This window comes from Methanosarcina vacuolata Z-761, from assembly GCF_000969905.1.
Taxonomy (GTDB): Archaea; Halobacteriota; Methanosarcinia; order Methanosarcinales; family Methanosarcinaceae; genus Methanosarcina; species Methanosarcina vacuolata.
In genome coordinates this window covers 1,193,726-1,210,924 of record NZ_CP009520.1, presented here as the reverse complement: position 1 = coordinate 1,210,924, position 17,199 = coordinate 1,193,726, and the positions used below count along the sequence as shown (strand labels likewise).

Genomic DNA, 17,199 nt, shown 5'->3' with positions numbered 1-17,199 from the left:
CGATGTAAAGGGTGGGGAGTCAAATGTAACAATAAGACACAAATCCGGTCGAGGGGATAGAATTGCAGTCAATAGTACAGGAAGCAATGAAATTCAGCGAAAAAGAGAAAGAATATCGAAAGAATTCTTCCTCTGATGAAGATTTTGAAGAATTCGGGCAACCGCGAATCATGATTGTCGGATGCGGGGGTGCCGGAAACAACACTGTAAACCGTCTTTATAATATGGGAATCGAAGGTGCGGAAACGGTCTGTATAAATACCGATAAGCAGCACCTTGACAATGTAAGAGCTGACAAGAAAATCCTGGTGGGAAAAACTCTCACGCGAGGGCTGGGAGCAGGTGGTTACCCCGAGACAGGAAAGAAAGCTGCAGAACTTGCAAGGGGCACACTTGAAGAAGTGTTAAAGGACGTTGACCTGGTTTTCATCACTGCAGGGTTAGGCGGAGGTACCGGTACAGGAGTTGCACCTGTAGTTGCCGAAGTAGCAAAAGAGCAGGGAGCAATCGTTGTAGGAATGGTCTCCAGTCCCTTCAGAGTTGAAAGAGCTCGGATTTACAAAGCCGAAGAAGGCCTTGAAGATCTGCGCAGGGCAGCGGATACCGTAATTGTCCTTGATAATAACAGGCTGCTTAATTACGTGCCAAACCTTCCTATAGATCAGGCTTTTTCCGTAATGGACCAGCTAATTGCCGAAACCGTAAAGGGAATTACAGAGACCATCACAGTGCCCTCTCTGATAAACCTTGACTACGCCGACATAAGGACTATCATGAGCTGCGGCGGGGTTGCAGTTATGCTTGTAGGGGAGTCAAAAAACCAGGACAAGAGCACTGAAGTTGTGCGGACTGCCCTAAATCATCCCCTGCTTGATGTTGACTACAAGGGCGCAACCGGAAGTCTTGTCCATGTAACCGGCGGGCCTGACCTGAGCCTCAAGGAAGCTGAGGAAATTGCATCCATGCTCACCTATGAACTCTCTCCAAGTGCAAATGTTATATGGGGCGCAAGGATCAGAGAAGATTATGAAGGCAAGGTCAGGGTAATGGCCATTATGACAGGTGTGCAGTCTGCACAGATCCTGGGCCCTCAGGCAGCAGGCGGAATTCTTGAGTCCAGAGCCGAAGCTGATCCTATGCAGGAAAGAAGATTCGGAAGAATGACAGCAGACCGATTAAAGAATTCTGCAGGGTCTTTTAGAAAGAAACATGACGAGTCAATCATTGATTTTATAAATTAAATCAAGCTCAGGTAAAAGCCCGGATTATCAAAGCTGAATACTTCGGGCTTTTCATTCCCTTATACTTTTTTTATCGATGCGTTTCAAACAGATACTCTTTTTTATTAGCGCTTCTATCTAAAAAACATGAATATTTTGATTGCAACAGGGCGGCTTGCGGAAAATACCGTCAGGAAAGCAATCGGGGAAAAAGCAGATATCCTCGTAGCCGACATTGATATTGCTGCCTTCATCACCCCTCGAAAACTAATTAACACGTTTCAGGAAGCTGGGTTTTCGAAAGTTTATGACCTTATTCTGCTTCCAGGACTTGTGGCAGGAGATTTTTCAAAAGCTTCTGAAGAACTGGGGTGTAAAATCCGGCTTGGGCCAAAGCACGCCTATGACCTTGGATTTGTGCTTTCCTTTGCCGGAAAAATCGAGTTTTCCGAAAAAGTCCCTGCATGTGAGCTCCTTGCTGATGTTCGAAAAGAGATGGCTCTTGAGTTAATAAAGAAAAACGAAGCAGAAGCCTCCTCTCCCTTTACACTCAGAGATGTAAAACTCGGAGGAAAGGCTCGCATGAAGGTTATGGGAGAAATTGTAGGGGCTCTGGAAATGGACGCTGCTACCCTCCAGACGAAAATCGAAGCTTTTATCGCCCGGGGAGCAGATATAATCGACCTTGGGGCTACCCTTAACACCCTGCCGGAGCAGGCTAAAAGAGCCGTATCCCTTGCAAAAACCATTACAGAGACTCCAGTAAGCATAGATACCCTCGACCCTGAACTGATAAGAGAAGGAGTAGAAGCAGGGGTAGACCTTGTCCTGAGTCTCAACAGCACGAATCTTGAAACTGCAGGTCCGGTCGTTGCCAGGGCAGGGATTGCAGCTGTTATAATTCCGGACGAGGACAGAAGTCTGGAAAGCCTCATCAAGAATGTCGAAGCTGCCCGCAGGCTTGGAATTGAAAAAATTATAGCCGATCCTGTGCTTGATCCTGTGGGTCACAATATCACCGAATCCATTGTACGCTTTCATGAATTTCACAGGATATACCCTGAGGTCCCCGTGTTCTTTGGGGCTGGTAATGTCACTGAGCTTATGGATGTGGATACCATAGGAGTCAATGCCATACTATGTGGAATTGGATTAGAGGTAGGAGCAAGCATCCTTTTCACCCCCGAGTTCAGTGACAAGGCGCAGGGTTCAATTATGGAATTGAAAAGGGCTTCCGAGATGATGCTGCTTTCCGGCATAAGAGAAAGCTCACCAAAAGACCTCGGGCTTGATCTACTCTGCATTAAAGAAAAACGCAGGCGCCCGGATTTTCCGCTTCCGGAAAATGCAATTCAAGCCAGGCTTTCGAAAGGCTGGCGTGTAGATCCCGCAGGTCCTATCCGCATCCGTACAGTACCGGACAGGACGAGTGGAAACGGCGGATTGATTGTAGCCGAACACGAGAAAGCTTCAGTCGTGGGAAAAAATGCCAGGGAAGTTATGGACACGCTACTTGAACTGGAACTTGTCTCCCGTCTGGACCATGCCGCATATCTGGGAAGGGAACTGGAGAAAGCCGAACTTTCCCTACAGTTTAATAGAAGTTATGCCCAGGACGATGCTTTCTGAGTGCAAAAACACAGACAAAACAAAGAAGTGAAAGAATGAGACTCGAAGATGAAGATAAACAGGCAATTTTTGAGATAGTGGCAGCCCGCTATTTCACAACACAGAGCTGGAAATGGGTTAACTTGAGGAAGGATATTAACAAAATCCTCAAAGCTTTTGATGAGCTGAATGAACAGTATGCCTCCTACTCATACGTAAGCAGGGACTGGTACGTGGAAAATATGGGATCCAAGTACATTCACATGTGCAGCACCTGGGAAGAACTTAAAAATCTTGTTGCTTTCCTGAACACTCATGGAAATGCCTTTAATTTCCTTGTAAATACAGGAAACCGGAAGTCTTTCTGCATAGTAAGCGATACAAGGGACTTGAATGAATCTCAGGCAAATGCAATTAAAGAAGTTCAAAAACTCGGGTATAATACGTTTATATTCTTAGCCACAGTCCCGGATGAGATCGAGTTTCAGCTACTGCAGGTAAGGGGAGTTAACTGACCTCTCCTGACCTGTTTAACTTTGGTCTGTCTATTTTCTGGTTTGGCCGGAAAAATATGGAGAGCAGTTTTTGTCCTTTTAACTCTTTCATGCTTCCTATTTTTAATTTTCAAGGTCCAAAGTTTGTTTGATTATTCCGAATATTATGTTTGGAGAAGCAAGGTTGAGTTTTGGAACTAGCTTTAGAAGTAGCATTTTTATTTAGCATGAAAGTGTTTTCAGGTACTTTCATTTCTTTGTGCATGTTATTCAAAGGATATCATGTTCGTTTTTTATCAATATATTGTTTGAAATGGGAACGTAGTACAACGGTTTTCTTTTTCCATATAAATGGAAAGTGGTTATAAAATCATATGGCTCTTCGTTGTCCTGTGTGAAGATCCTCATAATATTCCCATAAAATCCAGCGCGGTCTTGAATTGAAAATAGTATTATCCATAGAGAATGACGACGAACCAATAATATAAATTTCAAGTATTGGAAATCTATATATAACATAAAATAGTACAACGGTTACCGGTCTCCTGTCGTTCTGATAGGGAAAATAAGAACCAAGGTAAAAAGATGAGACAGATAGCAATCTATAGAAAAGGTAAAATTGGAATATGTACTACCACGCAAAATCTGACTGCGATCCTTGCAACCATGAGCAACAAAATATTACTTGCAGGATGTGCCTGAACCAGGTGTCGGGTGGGCAGGCAGGGGAATTCTCACTTCAGTCGGGTTGCTCAAATACGATCAGTCTAATGATCTGGTAAAAAATTTTGATTTTGCAGTTTTGTATAGGAACTCGGAAACTTATTACCTTGTTGACTAGGTATATAAATATTTAAAAAATGCAATTTACAAATAGAACTGCTTTTTTTACCAGAGATTTGTCGATATCTTTATATATGTAGCAACTTAACTGAAAAAACATAGATCGGGACATAACTGAAAAAACGTGGAACGAACCCTTTAAATTGTAGAATACTCAGAGTTTATCTCCCAGCAAACTCCTATTGCCACAGTTCCACTTCTTTATATTGTCCAGGCAACATGCTATATATTTGTGTCTTGTTTGGATTCTTAGATTGGAAACATTATATTATTGATAAAGAAACAACTTACTGTAAAAATAATTTCAAGGTTATCGCTCAGACAAAGGTAAAAATACTTATATAAAAGCAACTGATTACGCTTTTGTCAAAATCAGGCTTTAACAATTCAAAATTCAATTTACTTTACAATTTATTATCAGAAAACTGCGAGCCGGATTAAATGATAGATTCAGGACTCATGAACGTTTATAAGTTAGTTTTGGAGCTAACTTTGCTGATCATGACTACCTATCACTACTATAATTTCTGTGATGTGCATAAGCATACTCTTTGCGACAAGGAGTACGTCATGAATCGCCTTGTACTGCCCTTTCGATTGGGGTAATTCCATTATGACGCGCATCAGTAATAATGCACATCAAATAATAGACTTAAGGCTTATTTTTGAAGGCTTTGTTATGAGGTGCATCGTAGTAGTGCAGACATACGCACCCTGACTTATAATACACAAACCAAAAAAAAGCCGGAAAGTTTAGCCTAATTCATCTTCCAGGATATAAATAATATTCTGGATTTTAAGGTATACCGGAGAATGGCAGTTATATAGGTTCAACGCATTTAAAAGACCTTAATTCCCCACAAACTGCACAAAATCATAAAGATAATTGCTTACACTTTCATTGAGATTAACCTTTAACCAATTTATCTGTCAAAAATGTGATGAGAGAAGTGATCGGCTAAATGGAGATTATAACCAAAAATAAGGCGGTCAAGGCAACACTAGAAAGCCTTTTTAGCCTGGCCATAATGTCGCTAACACCGGCAATAGCAGCTGCCAGTGAGGCGAATCTTAAAATTCCGAATTTAAGCCAGGAGCAAAACAATTTGCTGCTCTGGGGTATCGTAGTCTGTATATTAGGTATGCTGTTTGGTCTTTACCAGTTTACGAAGGTAAAAAAAATCAGGGCCCATCAGTCAATGCTGGACGTGGCCGACATAATTTACGAGACCTGTAAAACCTATCTTATCCAGCAGGGTAAACTGCTGTGTATATTATTTGTTTTTATCGGTCTTTGTATAGCCTTTTACTTTGGCTTCCTTCAGAAAATGCCTCTGAGTGGAGTATTGCTCATCCTGGCCTGGACCATTTTAGGGATACTGGGTTCTTACACTGTTGCCTGGTACGGAATTCGTATGAATACCCTGGCTAACAGCAGAACCGCATTTGTCTCCCTGGAGAAAAAACCCCTGAAACTATTAAATATCGCTCTCGACGCGGGGATGAGCATAGGCGTGCTTCTGGTCTGCGTTGAGCTGATAATGATGTTAATTATACTGCTGTTTGTTCCTAGAGAACTGGCCGGATCAAGCTTTATAGGCTTTGCAATCGGAGAATCTCTGGGAGCCAGCGCCTTACGTATCGCAGGCGGGATATTCACCAAAATCGCCGACATCGGCTCCGACCTTATGAAAATAGTATTTGGAATAAAGGAAGATGATCCGCGTAATCCTGGCGTTATTGCCGACTGTACTGGAGATAATGCAGGTGACAGCGTAGGGCCAACCGCAGATGGATTCGAAACTTATGGTGTGACCGGAGTTGCCCTTGTTTCCTTCATAGTTCTGGCTGTACAGTCTGACCTGACCGGCATCCTGCTTACCTGGATCTTTGTCATGCGTATACTCATGATTATTACCTCTGTAGCCTCTTTCTACATCAACAGGGCACTCAGCCAGGCAAGATTCAGTAGCAAAGACGATTTTGATTTTGAACAACCTCTGACCAGCCTAATATGGATTACCTCTATTTTTTCTATAATTGGAACCTTTGCCGTAAGCTATTATATTCTGGGACCTGGGTCCGGAGTGCCTGCAGAGTTGGAGAATCTCTGGCTTGTACTCTCAATAATAATAAGCTGCGGTACCCTGGGAGCGGCTTTAATTCCCGAATTTACTAAAGTCTTTACCAGCCCAAATTCCAAGCACGTAGCCGAAGTTGTCAAAGCTTCCCGAGAAGGTGGCCCGTCTCTTAACATTCTTTCCGGACTGGTTGCAGGTAACTTCAGTTCATTCTGGATCGGTATGGTCTTCTTCTTGCTAATGTTCGTTGCCTATTATGTCAGTGGATACGGCTTGAGCGAGATAATGATTTATCCCTCCATATTCGCATTCGGACTGGTGGCTTTCGGGATGCTGGGCATGGGCCCTGTTACCATAGCAGTTGACAGTTACGGACCTGTGACCGATAATGCTCAATCCATTTACGAGCTGTCGCTTATAGAAACCATTCCTAAAGTAAAGGAACAGATCCAGAAAGAATTCAACTTCAAACCGGATTTTGATAAAGCCAAACATTATCTGGAAGCAAATGACGGAGCAGGAAATACCTTTAAAGCCACAGCCAAACCGGTCTTAATAGGTACAGCTGTGGTTGGCGCTACAACGATGATCTTCTCCTTGATTCTTGTTATTAAAAATGTGCTTGGAGTACAACCTGAAGAAATCCTGACCCTGCTTAATCCTTATACCATCCTCGGATTATTAGCAGGCGGCTGTGTAATTTACTGGTTTACCGGAGCATCAATCCAGGCCGTAACTACCGGAGCTTACCGGGCAGTCGAATATATCAAGAGAAATATTCAGCTTGATGAAAACGCCAGCCAGAAGGCATCCACGGAAAAGTCAAAAGAAGTGGTAAAAATCTGTACCCAGTATGCACAGCAGGGCATGTTCAATATTTTTATCGTTATATTCTCCTTTACTCTGGCATTTTCCTGTCTCTCGGCTCCAATATCCAGAAATGATTCGGTGGCGCTTTTTATCTCTTATCTGATTTCCATTGCAGTATTCGGACTGTTCCAGGCCGTGTTTATGGCAAATGCCGGAGGATGCTGGGATAATGCAAAAAAAGTAGTGGAAGTAGACCTTCAGGAGAAAGGTACCGATTTACATGAAGCCACTGTGGTAGGTGATACTGTAGGCGATCCTTTCAAAGACACTTCATCAGTTGCCCTCAATCCAATCATCAAGTTCACCACCCTGTTTGGCCTGTTAGCCATGGAAATCGCTATTTCCGAGTCCTTCCGGAACATAGCTCCCTATGCAGGTGGCATATTCCTGTTGATTGGTCTGTTCTTTGTCTGGCGTTCATTCTATAGAATGAGAATCCCGACAAAAGAGTAATTAAGGAAAAACCATTAGCTGCTAACCAGTAACGTGGGATCAAGCCTTACAACATTAGATGTTGTGAGGCTTCTCCTGAATAGTGATTTCACGAAGCAGAAAATCTTATTTTCAAATTTTTTTGCAGTATGAATAAGTTTCATTTTCGAGAGTGGGTCGAATGTGAGATTGACGTTAAGTATCTTAAATGCAAAAGAAAAAACGAGAATGTGCAGATATAAATTTTGTCGTTTTTGAAGTCAAATGGTCTCCAGGGGGTTAGTGCAGTTTACAGAAAAAGATTTTGCTATTGAATCTTCATACAGCCGACTTTCCGCAGATGTCTTGAAAAAAAGAACATTTTTTCGGCTATCGTTTTTGTGCATTTGTTCAATAATTTACAATTATTATCTCAACTGAAACTTCCGGAAATAGAGGTTAGAATCTTTCAATGAAGCTTGAATAAGCAGGGTAATTTTCAGAAAAAACGATAGCAAGAAAAATTGTGAAAATTGAATGGACATCTGCGGAAAGTCAGATACAGGATGAGAATTGTAGTTAAACCAGAGACCTCATCTAAAAACGCAATTATCAGGTACTTTTATGCACTGATATCTTTCCTATTAAAAAACGAAACACATAGAGAAGGGATTTTTAGTGAATTACTGAAGTTACTACTTCTCCTATATGTGTTTTTCCGAAAAACGCCCCGAAAAAACCAAATTTATAAAAGATTAATCTCAGAGAAATTCGAGGCATAGAGATACGTAATACTCTCTTGCGATCTTCTTGAGCCAATCAGGCACAATGCAATATCTGTCAACTATGAGCTCATTCAGGTAGTATAGAGACTCCTCGGTTTTACAGTCACAGAGCCGCTTTACTGCCGTTCGTCTTCCCCACGCCGATCTTTCAGTGTCCAGAGCTTCAAGGTAAAGCTGATATTCTCTACTGTTTTCCATTACATTATAAATATCTGCCAATCAATATAAATATTTGTATTGGGATTCAATTAAAAAATATTAGGAATTAAAATATGTTATAGATGTACCCTATGGGAGCCTTTTCCTGCAGCTTATTTCAGATATTAAGTAGAATTAATAAGTTAACAGAGAACGATAATACAGTGATCAGTTAATGAGGATTCCGGCACAAGGTTTTTGTTCGCTCTTGTTCGCTATGCTTTATTATGTAAACATCAGGTGCCTACTCCTCTCATTGAAGTGACGGGCATCTTCCGATTTTACGGTCAGATTGTAATCCCAATCTGAGAACATTTATAGCAGCATTAAGATCACGGTCAACATATAATCCACAGAAAGGACAATTATGAGTTCTCTCTGATAGTTCTTTTTTGGGTCGTGTCCCTGAGTTATTGATCAATTCCGAAAAAGCGAGTACATCTCACGTATTTAATGAATATATTGAGAGATTCTTGCGCTTTCGGTTTTCAATGATTCAAACCCACTACCCTTTTTTGACTATTTGACCACAGACTGAGCACATTTGAGAGGTATTCTTTGGGTTAACAAGTATTACGTTTCTACCAGCGTTTTCAGTTTTGTAGGAAGTATAAGTTACAAGTTTACTCCAGGTAGCATCAAGAATGTGCTTTGCAAGATTGTGGTTTTTTTGTCATGCGCTTAACTTGCTCCAAAAAAGGTAAAAGCCTGAAATCCGGTCAGTTTTTTAAAGTAGATAAACAAAACCTTCGGTGAATCCGAAAGTATTTATTCTTTAGTTGAAGTATAAGAAAAGAAATATTTAAAATAAACAAGTTTACTTGATTTTCATCCTCAGGAGAAAAATAACAGCCAATTTATAAGAATTATAAAAGTAAGTTTAAAAAAGAAGCGTTCGAGCAGAAGGTGTGGTAAAAATGGAAAAGAAAAGCGTCTTGATCCTGGGAACTGCTTCCCATGTTGGGAAAAGTTCAGTCGTGACTGCCATATGCAGAATCCTTTCAAGAGAATACAGGGTTGCCCCCTTCAAGGCTCAGAACATGAGCCTGAATTCCTGGATTACAAAAGACGGAAAGGAAATAGGCATTGCCCAGGCAATTCAGGCAAAAGCCGCAGGCACTGAGCCCACTGCCGATATGAATCCCGTTCTTCTAAAACCCAAAGGAGACTGCGTTTCCCAGATAATCCTGCTGGGAGAACCTTACGCCGACAGGAGCGCAGGTCAATACTACGATTCCATCGCAGAAATGAATGAAGTACTTGAAGGAGCTCTTGAAAGGCTCTTCAAAGAACATGATATCATTGTCATGGAAGGAGCGGGAGGGGCCGCCGAGATTAACCTCTACGAAAGGGATATTGTAAATATCGGCACTGCAAGGCTTACACAGGCTCCCATAATCCTTGTTGGAGACATAGAGAGAGGAGGAGTTTTTGCAAGCCTTTACGGTACAATTGCACTTCTTCCAGAAGATGTACGGAAAAACGTCAAAGGATTTATTATAAACAAATTCAGAGGCGATCTGGAAATCCTGAAGCCAGGCCTGAAACAACTTGAAGAAAAGACCGGCATTCCAGTACTTGGAGTCCTTCCTTATTTTAAGCTTAACATTCCTTCTGAAGACTCGGTCTCACTTGAAGATAAAGAAGCCGAGAAAAACGAAAAAGAAATCGAGATCGCAGTCATCCGCCTGCCAAGAATATCGAACTTTACGGACTTCGAACCCCTGGAAGGATCTGCTAAAATCCGCTATGTGGAACTTGACGAAGACCTAGGAACTCCGGATGCGATCATGATTCCGGGCACAAAGAACACGGTTAATGACCTTCTCGACCTTAAAGCAAGCGGCATGGCAGAGAAAATCCAGGCATATAAAGGAAAAATCCCAATTTTCGGGGTCTGCGGCGGCTACCAGATGCTCGGAAAGACAATTTATGATTCCGGAGTTGAAAACGGAGTCGAAGCCGAATTCGAAGGCCTGGGGCTTCTGAACATAGGGACAAAGTTCGGAGAATACAAAAAGAGGACAATCCAGGTCACGAAAAAAGTGAATGCTTACGGCCCGATACTAGCTCCAATAGACGGAGAGGAAATAAAAGGATATGAAATCCATATGGGCATAACCGACTCTTCCCGTAACATCTTCGGAAATGACGGAGCAATCGATGAGACAGGTCTGGTAATCGGAACTTACCTGCATGGACTCTTCGACAATAAAAATATAAGAGACGCTCTTATGCAATACCTCTACGAGAAAAAAGGACTTGAGTACAGCCCTGAAAACGCCATGACCGAAAACGATGCCTACGAAGAACTTGCAAATGTAGTTGAGCAGAACCTTGAAATGGAAAAACTCTACGAAATAATAGGTATCTGAAAAACAAGGATCTGAAAAATAAGGATCTGAAAAATAAGGATCTGAAAACTGCAGGCACCAGAATATTCAGGTGTACAAGGTAGAGCACCTGATTAAACTTTTTTAGAAAAGGCATTGTGCGTAAAAAGAGTATTGACCGTAAAAAAAGAATTGAGTGGTTTCAGGAGAACATTAATAATAGTCGGAACTAAAAACCTGGAATATTTGGGGACAAAGTACAGTATTCGTGGGGGGTATAACCGGTCTCCAGAAACCACTCAATAATATATGGTTTACTGCTAGTTATTTATGCATTGTGAATTTGTTCTATTATAGTTTCGAATTTAAAGATTCATGTTAAACTTCTCTCGCTTCTAACCAGGAAGGAATACCTGTGACCTATTTGTTTTCTTTTTTAGCTTTCAATGTCCTAACTAATTACACTACAGACCATCGTGTAAGGGAATCCCCATTCGGACTTTACAACCACGAAAAAGAAATAAAGTGTGGGAAAAATAATCCCTCCCTTCTTATATTCACCATTTCTCACCCGCAACAGCTCTGGTTTTAATCCGCTACAACCTCTATAGCGACCAGATATATCGAAGACGCGAATAGCCTTAACTCTAAAAATTAGTCCGCTTGCCGGGTGGAAAGCAATGTTCAACTAAAATTGTCTCTTCAGAGCAACCGTTGACCCGTAACCGTTTGGCTGCAACCGTTGGGCCAGTTGACCACGCCGATAACTTCGTTGCTTGGTTTTTTTTCGCTCAAGCTTTTTTTCAAAAGGCTTGTGATCACGCCGATAGGGTTAGAGAATAGTTTCCTCAAAATCAAACGTTTCTCGGGTTTTCGCTCAAGCCTTTTTTGAAAAAGCTTGCGGGCAAGCAGTTTCTTCAAAAGGCTATATTATGTGACCCAAAGTGCAACTTGGACAGTTCTCCCTAAGCAAAATTCGTGTATATCTCTAGAAATTGCCCCGCTTGAGCGAACGAAGTGAGCGAAACGGACCCGTCCTCCCGAGACGGGACTCGGGGGGTTAGAACATAAGAACATGCTTCCCGAGCCCTTTACTGACAGCCCTCTCATAAACCAGGTGTGCGCTTGCAACGTCCTGAATGGCAAGGCCTGTTGAATCAAAGATTGTAATTTCTTCATCACTTGTCCTGCCTGGTTTCAGGCCGACAATTACCTCACCTAGCTCGGCATGAACATCGTTTTCCGAGATATAGTGCTTGGAGAGAGGAACGTTTACTTCTCCGGAGTGAAGGGCCTGGACAATATCATCCACAATTATCTTGGACCTGATTAAAAGTTCGGGATCAAGTTCTTCTTTTCCTACTGCATCAGCCCCTATTGCGTTTATGTGAGTGCCTTCATTGATCCACTGGGCCTTTACGATAGGTTTTCTGGAAGGAGTGGTCGTAACAAGGATATCGCAGTCGCAGACCTTCTTAATGTTTTCTTCATAACGGATTTCACAGGGAGTAATATTTGCCATTTCCCGGATAAATTGTTCAGAGCTCTCCTTTGTCCTGGAAGTAACCCTTACCAGTTCGGGCTCAAAAACCTCGCAGAGAGCTTTTAACTGGGTCTTTGCCTGATTTCCGGCCCCAACAAGGCCTATAACCTTTGAATCCTTTCTTGCAAGGTATTTTGCAGCAATTCCCCCTGCAGCTCCTGTCCGGATATCAGTCAGGTAGGTTCCGTCCATAATTGCCATAGGAGCACCTGTTTCCGGAGAAATAAGGACAATAAGCGCCATTACCGTGGGAAGCCCACGATCTGGGTTTCCGGGATGGACATTTACAATTTTCACGCCAGTAATATTCTCCTCCTCAAGATATGCAGGCATTGTCCGCAGGTCTCCGTTATATGCCGTATAGTAAAGGTAGGACTTGGGAGGCATCTGAACTCTGCCCAATCCATGCTGCCTGAAAGCCCTTTCTACGACCTGCATATCAGAACTCATATCTATAACACTTGTTACTTCTTCCTGAGCCAGCCATAATATTTCCATAATAAACCCTCCAGCTGGAACCGTGAGCTGGCCCACAGCTGAAAATCAAGACAAAATTGAACAGAACCGAAATAAAAACCAAAGAGGCAAACCGATGGCCTGAGATCACATTAGTATTTTTATTTCTGCAAATATGTATATATAACATATATCTTCACTCATTTAAAGAACTCCCTTCCCAAAAAGGAGAAAACCATTAATGAGAGATACGCATGTAAGTTCAGCCGATCTTTCTGGTTCCTGTCTGAAAGAGGAATTACTCAAAGAAAAATTACTCAAACCTGCTCGGGATATCCGGAGCATACTCCGGTGGAGCTATCCGAAGTTTGCGACCATCCGCTTTGTGGCTGACCACTTCCAGCTCAGTCTGGAAGAACGATACATTCTCACAAGAGTGATCATGCCCCCGGACAGGATAGTTTCCAGAATAAATAAAAAAGTATCATGCACAGACATAAAAGATAGGGATCTTCTCCTTGACGGGTACAATGTCCTGCTAAGTGTGGACAGCCTGCTAAAAAAAGAACCCATGTGGTTCTGTGATGACGGGTATATAAGAGATACACGCTACTATTTTAGCAAAGCAAAACAGGCCGAAGATATCGAAGAAGCCACCAATGCAGTCCTAAAGTTTCTTTCCGAAACAGGTCCAAAATCAGTTGTTTTTCTCCTTGACGCCCAGATTAGCCGAAGTGGAGAGCTTGCAGGTTTCATTCGCCACAAAATGAAAGAATACGGAATTTTAGGCGAGGCAAAAACCTCAAAAATCGCGGACTTTGAGCTGAAAAATGAGGGAGGAAATTCTGAAAAAAAGATAGTTTTGGCAACTTCCGATGGGATTATTATAGATTCGGCCCTGGAGATACTCGACATCCCTGCTTGCCTTATGGAAAAAATGGGAATCGAACCGATCAGGCTATATTAATCGGTTATCAGTTATATTAATCGGTTATCAGGCATTCCTTTTTCAGGCGCTCCGTTTAAAGAACTCGGCCTGCCTGTAAATTTCTTCGGCGGCTGTATACTGCCCTTTTTCTTTTAGCAAATCTGCATACCCTCTCAGGGTTCCGAAGTGCCCGGGGTCAAGCTCAAGAGCTTTTTTGTACTGCACCTCAGCTTCGTGCCTGTGCCCAAATCTGGCAAGCAGGCTGGCATATTCACAATGAGCTTCAACATCCTCAGGGTTCAGTTTAAGAGCACACCTGAAGTGCACCCTTGCTCCGTGAATAAACCCGTGTTCTGCAAGCAAACGGGCATAGAAAAGGTGCGGGCGCGGGTCATCAGGATTGGCTTTGAGGGCTACTATGTAATGTTTCTCGGCATCAAGGGGTTCTCCTTTTTCTTCAAGGAGACGGGCATAGCGAAAATTGGATTCCACATGACCAGGTTCAAGTTCAAGAGCTCGAGTATAGTGGTAACTTGCTTCCGTCATTTTCCCGCGTTTGGAACGTAGAATCCCATATCCACAGTGGGCGCTCACATTATCTCGATCAAGAATCAAAACTCGGTTATATACTTCTTCAGCTTCATCCAGTTTTTTGAGCCTGTAAAGCAGGCAGCCGTAATTGCAAAGCGTATCTACGTGGGAAGGATTGACTTCCAGAGCCTTTTCATATTGAACCCGTGCAGCATCGTTTTTTCCTTCTCTCGCCAGAACTATCCCATATCCGCAAAGTGCTTCTACATTTTTGGGGTTTTGCTGGAGAAGTTCTTTGAATTCCCGTACAGCAAGTTCATCAAGTCCCAGTAAATAAGCTGTTTTTCCTGCTTCCATAAGGGCGTCTTCCTGGGCTTTTCCTGAGAATAACAAAGCACAGGCTCTGGTAATTACATATTTCTCCCTGCACATTGAATCTTTTTCAAAAATAGACGAAAGTTTCAGCAGGATTTCCTGGGAAAGCGAATGCTCATCTGAGAAAGAAACGACAAACTCAACGACCTTATCGAAGTCACAGTTATCAGCTGCAACCTGTTCGATTACATGAAACACCAGCTCGTCTACAGCATCAATCTCCATGTCTAAAAACCTCCTGAAATTTACCTTTAAAGAGATTTTATTCGGCTGGATATATATAGTTGGCCGTCTCCCTATCTGAATAAAAAACGACAGATGAAATATTAAAAAAACAATTTTATAATATATTAAAAAAGCTGCCATATTCGAAATTCAGAGAAATAGAGAATCGAAAAGAGAAAATGAAAAAGAGAAAATGAAAAAGAGAAAATGAAAAAGAGAAAATGAAAAAGAGAAAATGAAATAGAGAAAATGAAATAGAGAAAATGAAAAAGAAGAGATGAAAAAGAAGAAATGAAAAAGAGAAAATGAAAAAAAATTACTTTTCTCGGGTTTTCACCTGAAGGCTTCTCTATTCATTTAGATTTTACTTAATTTCATTCATTCGGAACCTGCCTACGTGTACACTGTATAGTACCCGATCCTTCACCTAAAAATTCGTTCCTGCTCCTTCAGACTACTTCTTCCGATCTGTTCAGGCTCTTTTTACACGTAAATTGTAACGCGTTTCTACATCATATGTACCCTGAAGTTCTTCTTCAGTCAGGATTCCTTTTTCTATCAATCTGCTGAGATTTTTCCTGTCAACTGATTCAACTATGTCCCAGAGACCTTTCTTCGTAAGATAGGGTTTTAACCTGTTGATATGCCAGAGTTTCCAGTCAACCTTCTGACGCCTGAGTTCCACATCTCCAACTCTCAATACATCGATCTCTTTTTCCTTGAAGGCGTTGAGGATATGAGTTCTCAATTCCTCTCTGCGCTTTTCCAGAACTGAGATTGCAGAGACAATATCATCGTATTCAAGCACAACATCTGTAAGATCCATATCTTCAGGACCCTGCTCATTAATATCAAGTTCCATAAATCTGCCTCCGTGTATATGCTGAATAAAGAATTTTATAAATAGATGTAATTTATGGATTTTTAATTGTCCAAACGCCTTGTCGTCTGAACTTCTTTGTTTGAACTTCTTTGTCTGAACTTCTTTGTCTGAACTTCTTTGTCTGAACTTCTTTGTCTGAACTTCTTTGTCTGAACTTTTTGTTGTCCACCTAGTTGCCTGAAATTTAAGTTGCCTGAACTTTTAACTGCTTGAACTTTTAACTGCTTGAACTTTTACTGCTTAAGCTATTAAGTTTACATACTTGATTTTAGACTTTGACACTATAAGCCTGCCTTCACGAACAAAAATTGAGAATTTGCTGGCATAAGAATCCTGGAAGGACTTCTTCTTGAAGCCTGGAAATGTTTATCGCATAAAAATTCCCTGTATCTAAAGAACGCTTTTAGATTAGCTTCCCTAAGAGAGCACATATAGAAAATTTCAGATCGGCTCTCTAAGAAGAACTTGAACAGAGGTGAACCCATGGTATCAGGAAAGGTCTCCAGAAAAATTACCGCAAAAGAAGAACTACTTCTTATTCTTCCGAAAATAGACCGAGTTTTGGAGTCGGAACCAGCCGTGCTTCGAATTGGCGCCGAGCCTATAATGGTTATTGGAGATATTCACGGGGACCTTCAGGCCCTTGAATTCATAATAGAAAAAAGGCAAGAAATGAACTGTAAGAACATTCTTTTTCTTGGAGATTATGTGGATAGAGGACCTCAAGGTGTCGAAGTACTTACAAGGGTTTTTCGACTGAAGCTTGAAGAGCCTGAGCATATATTCTTACTCAGGGGAAATCACGAAACTGTGGATATGAACCTCTACTACGGCTTTTATGAGGAAATCGGTTTCGATCAGGGTTTTCTTTTAAGGGCCAGCCAGACATATGATAAAATGCCGATAGCAGCTGTACTTTCGGGGCATACATTTTGCGTACACGGCGGAATTAACGGAACCGGCAGCATTGATAGCATCAGGAAGGAAGAAGCCTTCGCTTTTTCTTATCTCTGGAACGATCCTTCAAAACGTCCCGGAATCACCGCTTCGACCCGGGGTTCGACTGTAAAAGAATTCGGGCCAGATATTGTAGATGGTTTTTTACAGACAAATAACCTGAAAAGGATTATAAGAGGCCACACAGCCCTTGAAAATGGGTACAAATGGTGGTTTGATGAGAAATTGCTCTCCCTTTTTTCCTGCCCTGACTATGTTGGACTGGGGAATGCGGCGGCTTTTGCGCTATTTGAAAAAGAAGAGATTAAACTTTTTGTCTTTGGAAAGCAGTATGAATGAAAGGAAGCTTACCAAAAAAAAGCTTACCAAAAAACTCTACTGTAATTTGTTTCGAATATGTCAGCACATATTCAAAGGATTAATAAAAAGTAAAAAAGAAAATGCCGGGTTGGATGTTA

At 41.7% G+C, this 17,199-nt stretch carries 15 protein-coding genes; 9 read left to right on the top strand and 6 right to left on the bottom strand.

Annotated features, from left to right (window positions below):
* Positions 1-62: 62 nt before the first annotated feature.
* The 6 genes from ftsZ to MSVAZ_RS05190 all read left to right on the top strand — a co-directional run bounded on the left by ftsZ (position 63) and on the right by MSVAZ_RS05190 (position 7,569).
* A complete protein-coding gene (gene ftsZ, locus MSVAZ_RS05210) occupies positions 63-1,241 on the top strand; it encodes a cell division protein FtsZ (protein ID WP_048118901.1) in 1,179 nt (392 codons plus the stop codon).
* A gap of 126 nt (positions 1,242-1,367) precedes the next feature.
* Positions 1,368-2,849, top strand: coding sequence for a dihydropteroate synthase-like protein (locus MSVAZ_RS05205; protein WP_048118893.1), 1,482 nt, complete (start codon positions 1,368-1,370; stop codon positions 2,847-2,849).
* 35 nt (positions 2,850-2,884) lie between these two features.
* Positions 2,885-3,343, top strand: a complete 459-nt coding sequence (locus tag MSVAZ_RS05200; RefSeq protein WP_048118891.1) for a hypothetical protein — start codon at positions 2,885-2,887, stop codon at positions 3,341-3,343.
* Positions 3,344-3,907: 564 nt separating this feature from the next.
* The gene (locus MSVAZ_RS21080; RefSeq protein WP_232316223.1) at positions 3,908-4,024 is read left to right on the top strand and encodes a hypothetical protein; all 117 of its coding nucleotides are present in this window, start codon (positions 3,908-3,910) and stop codon (positions 4,022-4,024) included.
* The gene (locus MSVAZ_RS21075) at positions 4,017-4,163 is read left to right on the top strand and encodes a hypothetical protein (RefSeq protein WP_232316222.1); all 147 of its coding nucleotides are present in this window, start codon (positions 4,017-4,019) and stop codon (positions 4,161-4,163) included. Before MSVAZ_RS21080 ends, MSVAZ_RS21075 begins: the two co-directional genes overlap by 8 nt.
* A 964-nt stretch (positions 4,164-5,127) precedes the next feature.
* The gene (locus MSVAZ_RS05190; protein ID WP_157206020.1) at positions 5,128-7,569 is read left to right on the top strand and encodes a sodium-translocating pyrophosphatase; all 2,442 of its coding nucleotides are present in this window, start codon (positions 5,128-5,130) and stop codon (positions 7,567-7,569) included.
* A gap of 719 nt (positions 7,570-8,288) precedes the next feature.
* Here MSVAZ_RS05190 and MSVAZ_RS05185 read toward each other — a convergent pair.
* From MSVAZ_RS05185 to MSVAZ_RS19270, 3 genes are all read right to left on the bottom strand, one after another.
* Positions 8,289-8,510, bottom strand: a complete 222-nt coding sequence (locus tag MSVAZ_RS05185) for a hypothetical protein (protein ID WP_197078837.1) — start codon at positions 8,508-8,510, stop codon at positions 8,289-8,291.
* A 253-nt stretch (positions 8,511-8,763) separates the two neighbouring features.
* Entirely contained in the window at positions 8,764-8,931 is a 168-nt protein-coding gene (locus MSVAZ_RS19275) for a zinc ribbon domain-containing protein (protein ID WP_084626073.1), read from the bottom strand.
* An 84-nt stretch (positions 8,932-9,015) separates the two neighbouring features.
* Positions 9,016-9,156, bottom strand: coding sequence for a transposase (locus MSVAZ_RS19270; protein WP_255351992.1), 141 nt, complete (start codon positions 9,154-9,156; stop codon positions 9,016-9,018).
* 271 nt (positions 9,157-9,427) lie between these two features.
* On the opposite strand from MSVAZ_RS19270, the gene MSVAZ_RS05180 reads away from it, so the two are divergent.
* On the top strand, positions 9,428-10,885 hold the full coding sequence (locus tag MSVAZ_RS05180; protein WP_048118880.1) for a cobyric acid synthase: 1,458 nt from the start codon (positions 9,428-9,430) through the stop codon (positions 10,883-10,885).
* Between the two features lie 1,018 nt (positions 10,886-11,903).
* On the opposite strand, the gene ala is transcribed toward MSVAZ_RS05180, so the two are convergent.
* On the bottom strand, positions 11,904-12,884 hold the full coding sequence (ala, locus tag MSVAZ_RS05175; protein WP_048118876.1) for an alanine dehydrogenase: 981 nt from the start codon (positions 12,882-12,884) through the stop codon (positions 11,904-11,906).
* Between the two features lie 199 nt (positions 12,885-13,083).
* On the opposite strand from ala, the gene MSVAZ_RS05170 reads away from it, so the two are divergent.
* Positions 13,084-13,809, top strand: a complete 726-nt coding sequence (locus MSVAZ_RS05170; protein WP_048118873.1) for a DUF434 domain-containing protein — start codon at positions 13,084-13,086, stop codon at positions 13,807-13,809.
* 42 nt (positions 13,810-13,851) lie between these two features.
* Here the strand turns inward: MSVAZ_RS05170 and MSVAZ_RS05165 are convergent, their stop codons facing one another.
* Together MSVAZ_RS05165 and MSVAZ_RS05160 are read right to left on the bottom strand one after the other, a co-directional pair.
* Positions 13,852-14,901: a tetratricopeptide repeat protein gene (locus MSVAZ_RS05165; RefSeq protein WP_048118870.1), complete on the bottom strand. Its 1,050-nt coding sequence runs from the start codon at positions 14,899-14,901 to the stop codon at positions 13,852-13,854.
* A gap of 472 nt (positions 14,902-15,373) precedes the next feature.
* Positions 15,374-15,763 carry a hypothetical protein gene (locus tag MSVAZ_RS05160; protein WP_198146802.1) on the bottom strand — a complete coding sequence of 130 codons (390 nt, stop codon included), beginning with the start codon at positions 15,761-15,763 and terminating at the stop codon, positions 15,374-15,376.
* Between the two features lie 504 nt (positions 15,764-16,267).
* Here MSVAZ_RS05160 and MSVAZ_RS05155 point away from each other — a divergent pair.
* Positions 16,268-17,080, top strand: a complete 813-nt coding sequence (locus MSVAZ_RS05155) for a serine/threonine protein phosphatase (RefSeq protein ID WP_048118867.1) — start codon at positions 16,268-16,270, stop codon at positions 17,078-17,080.
* Positions 17,081-17,199 lie beyond the last annotated feature (119 nt).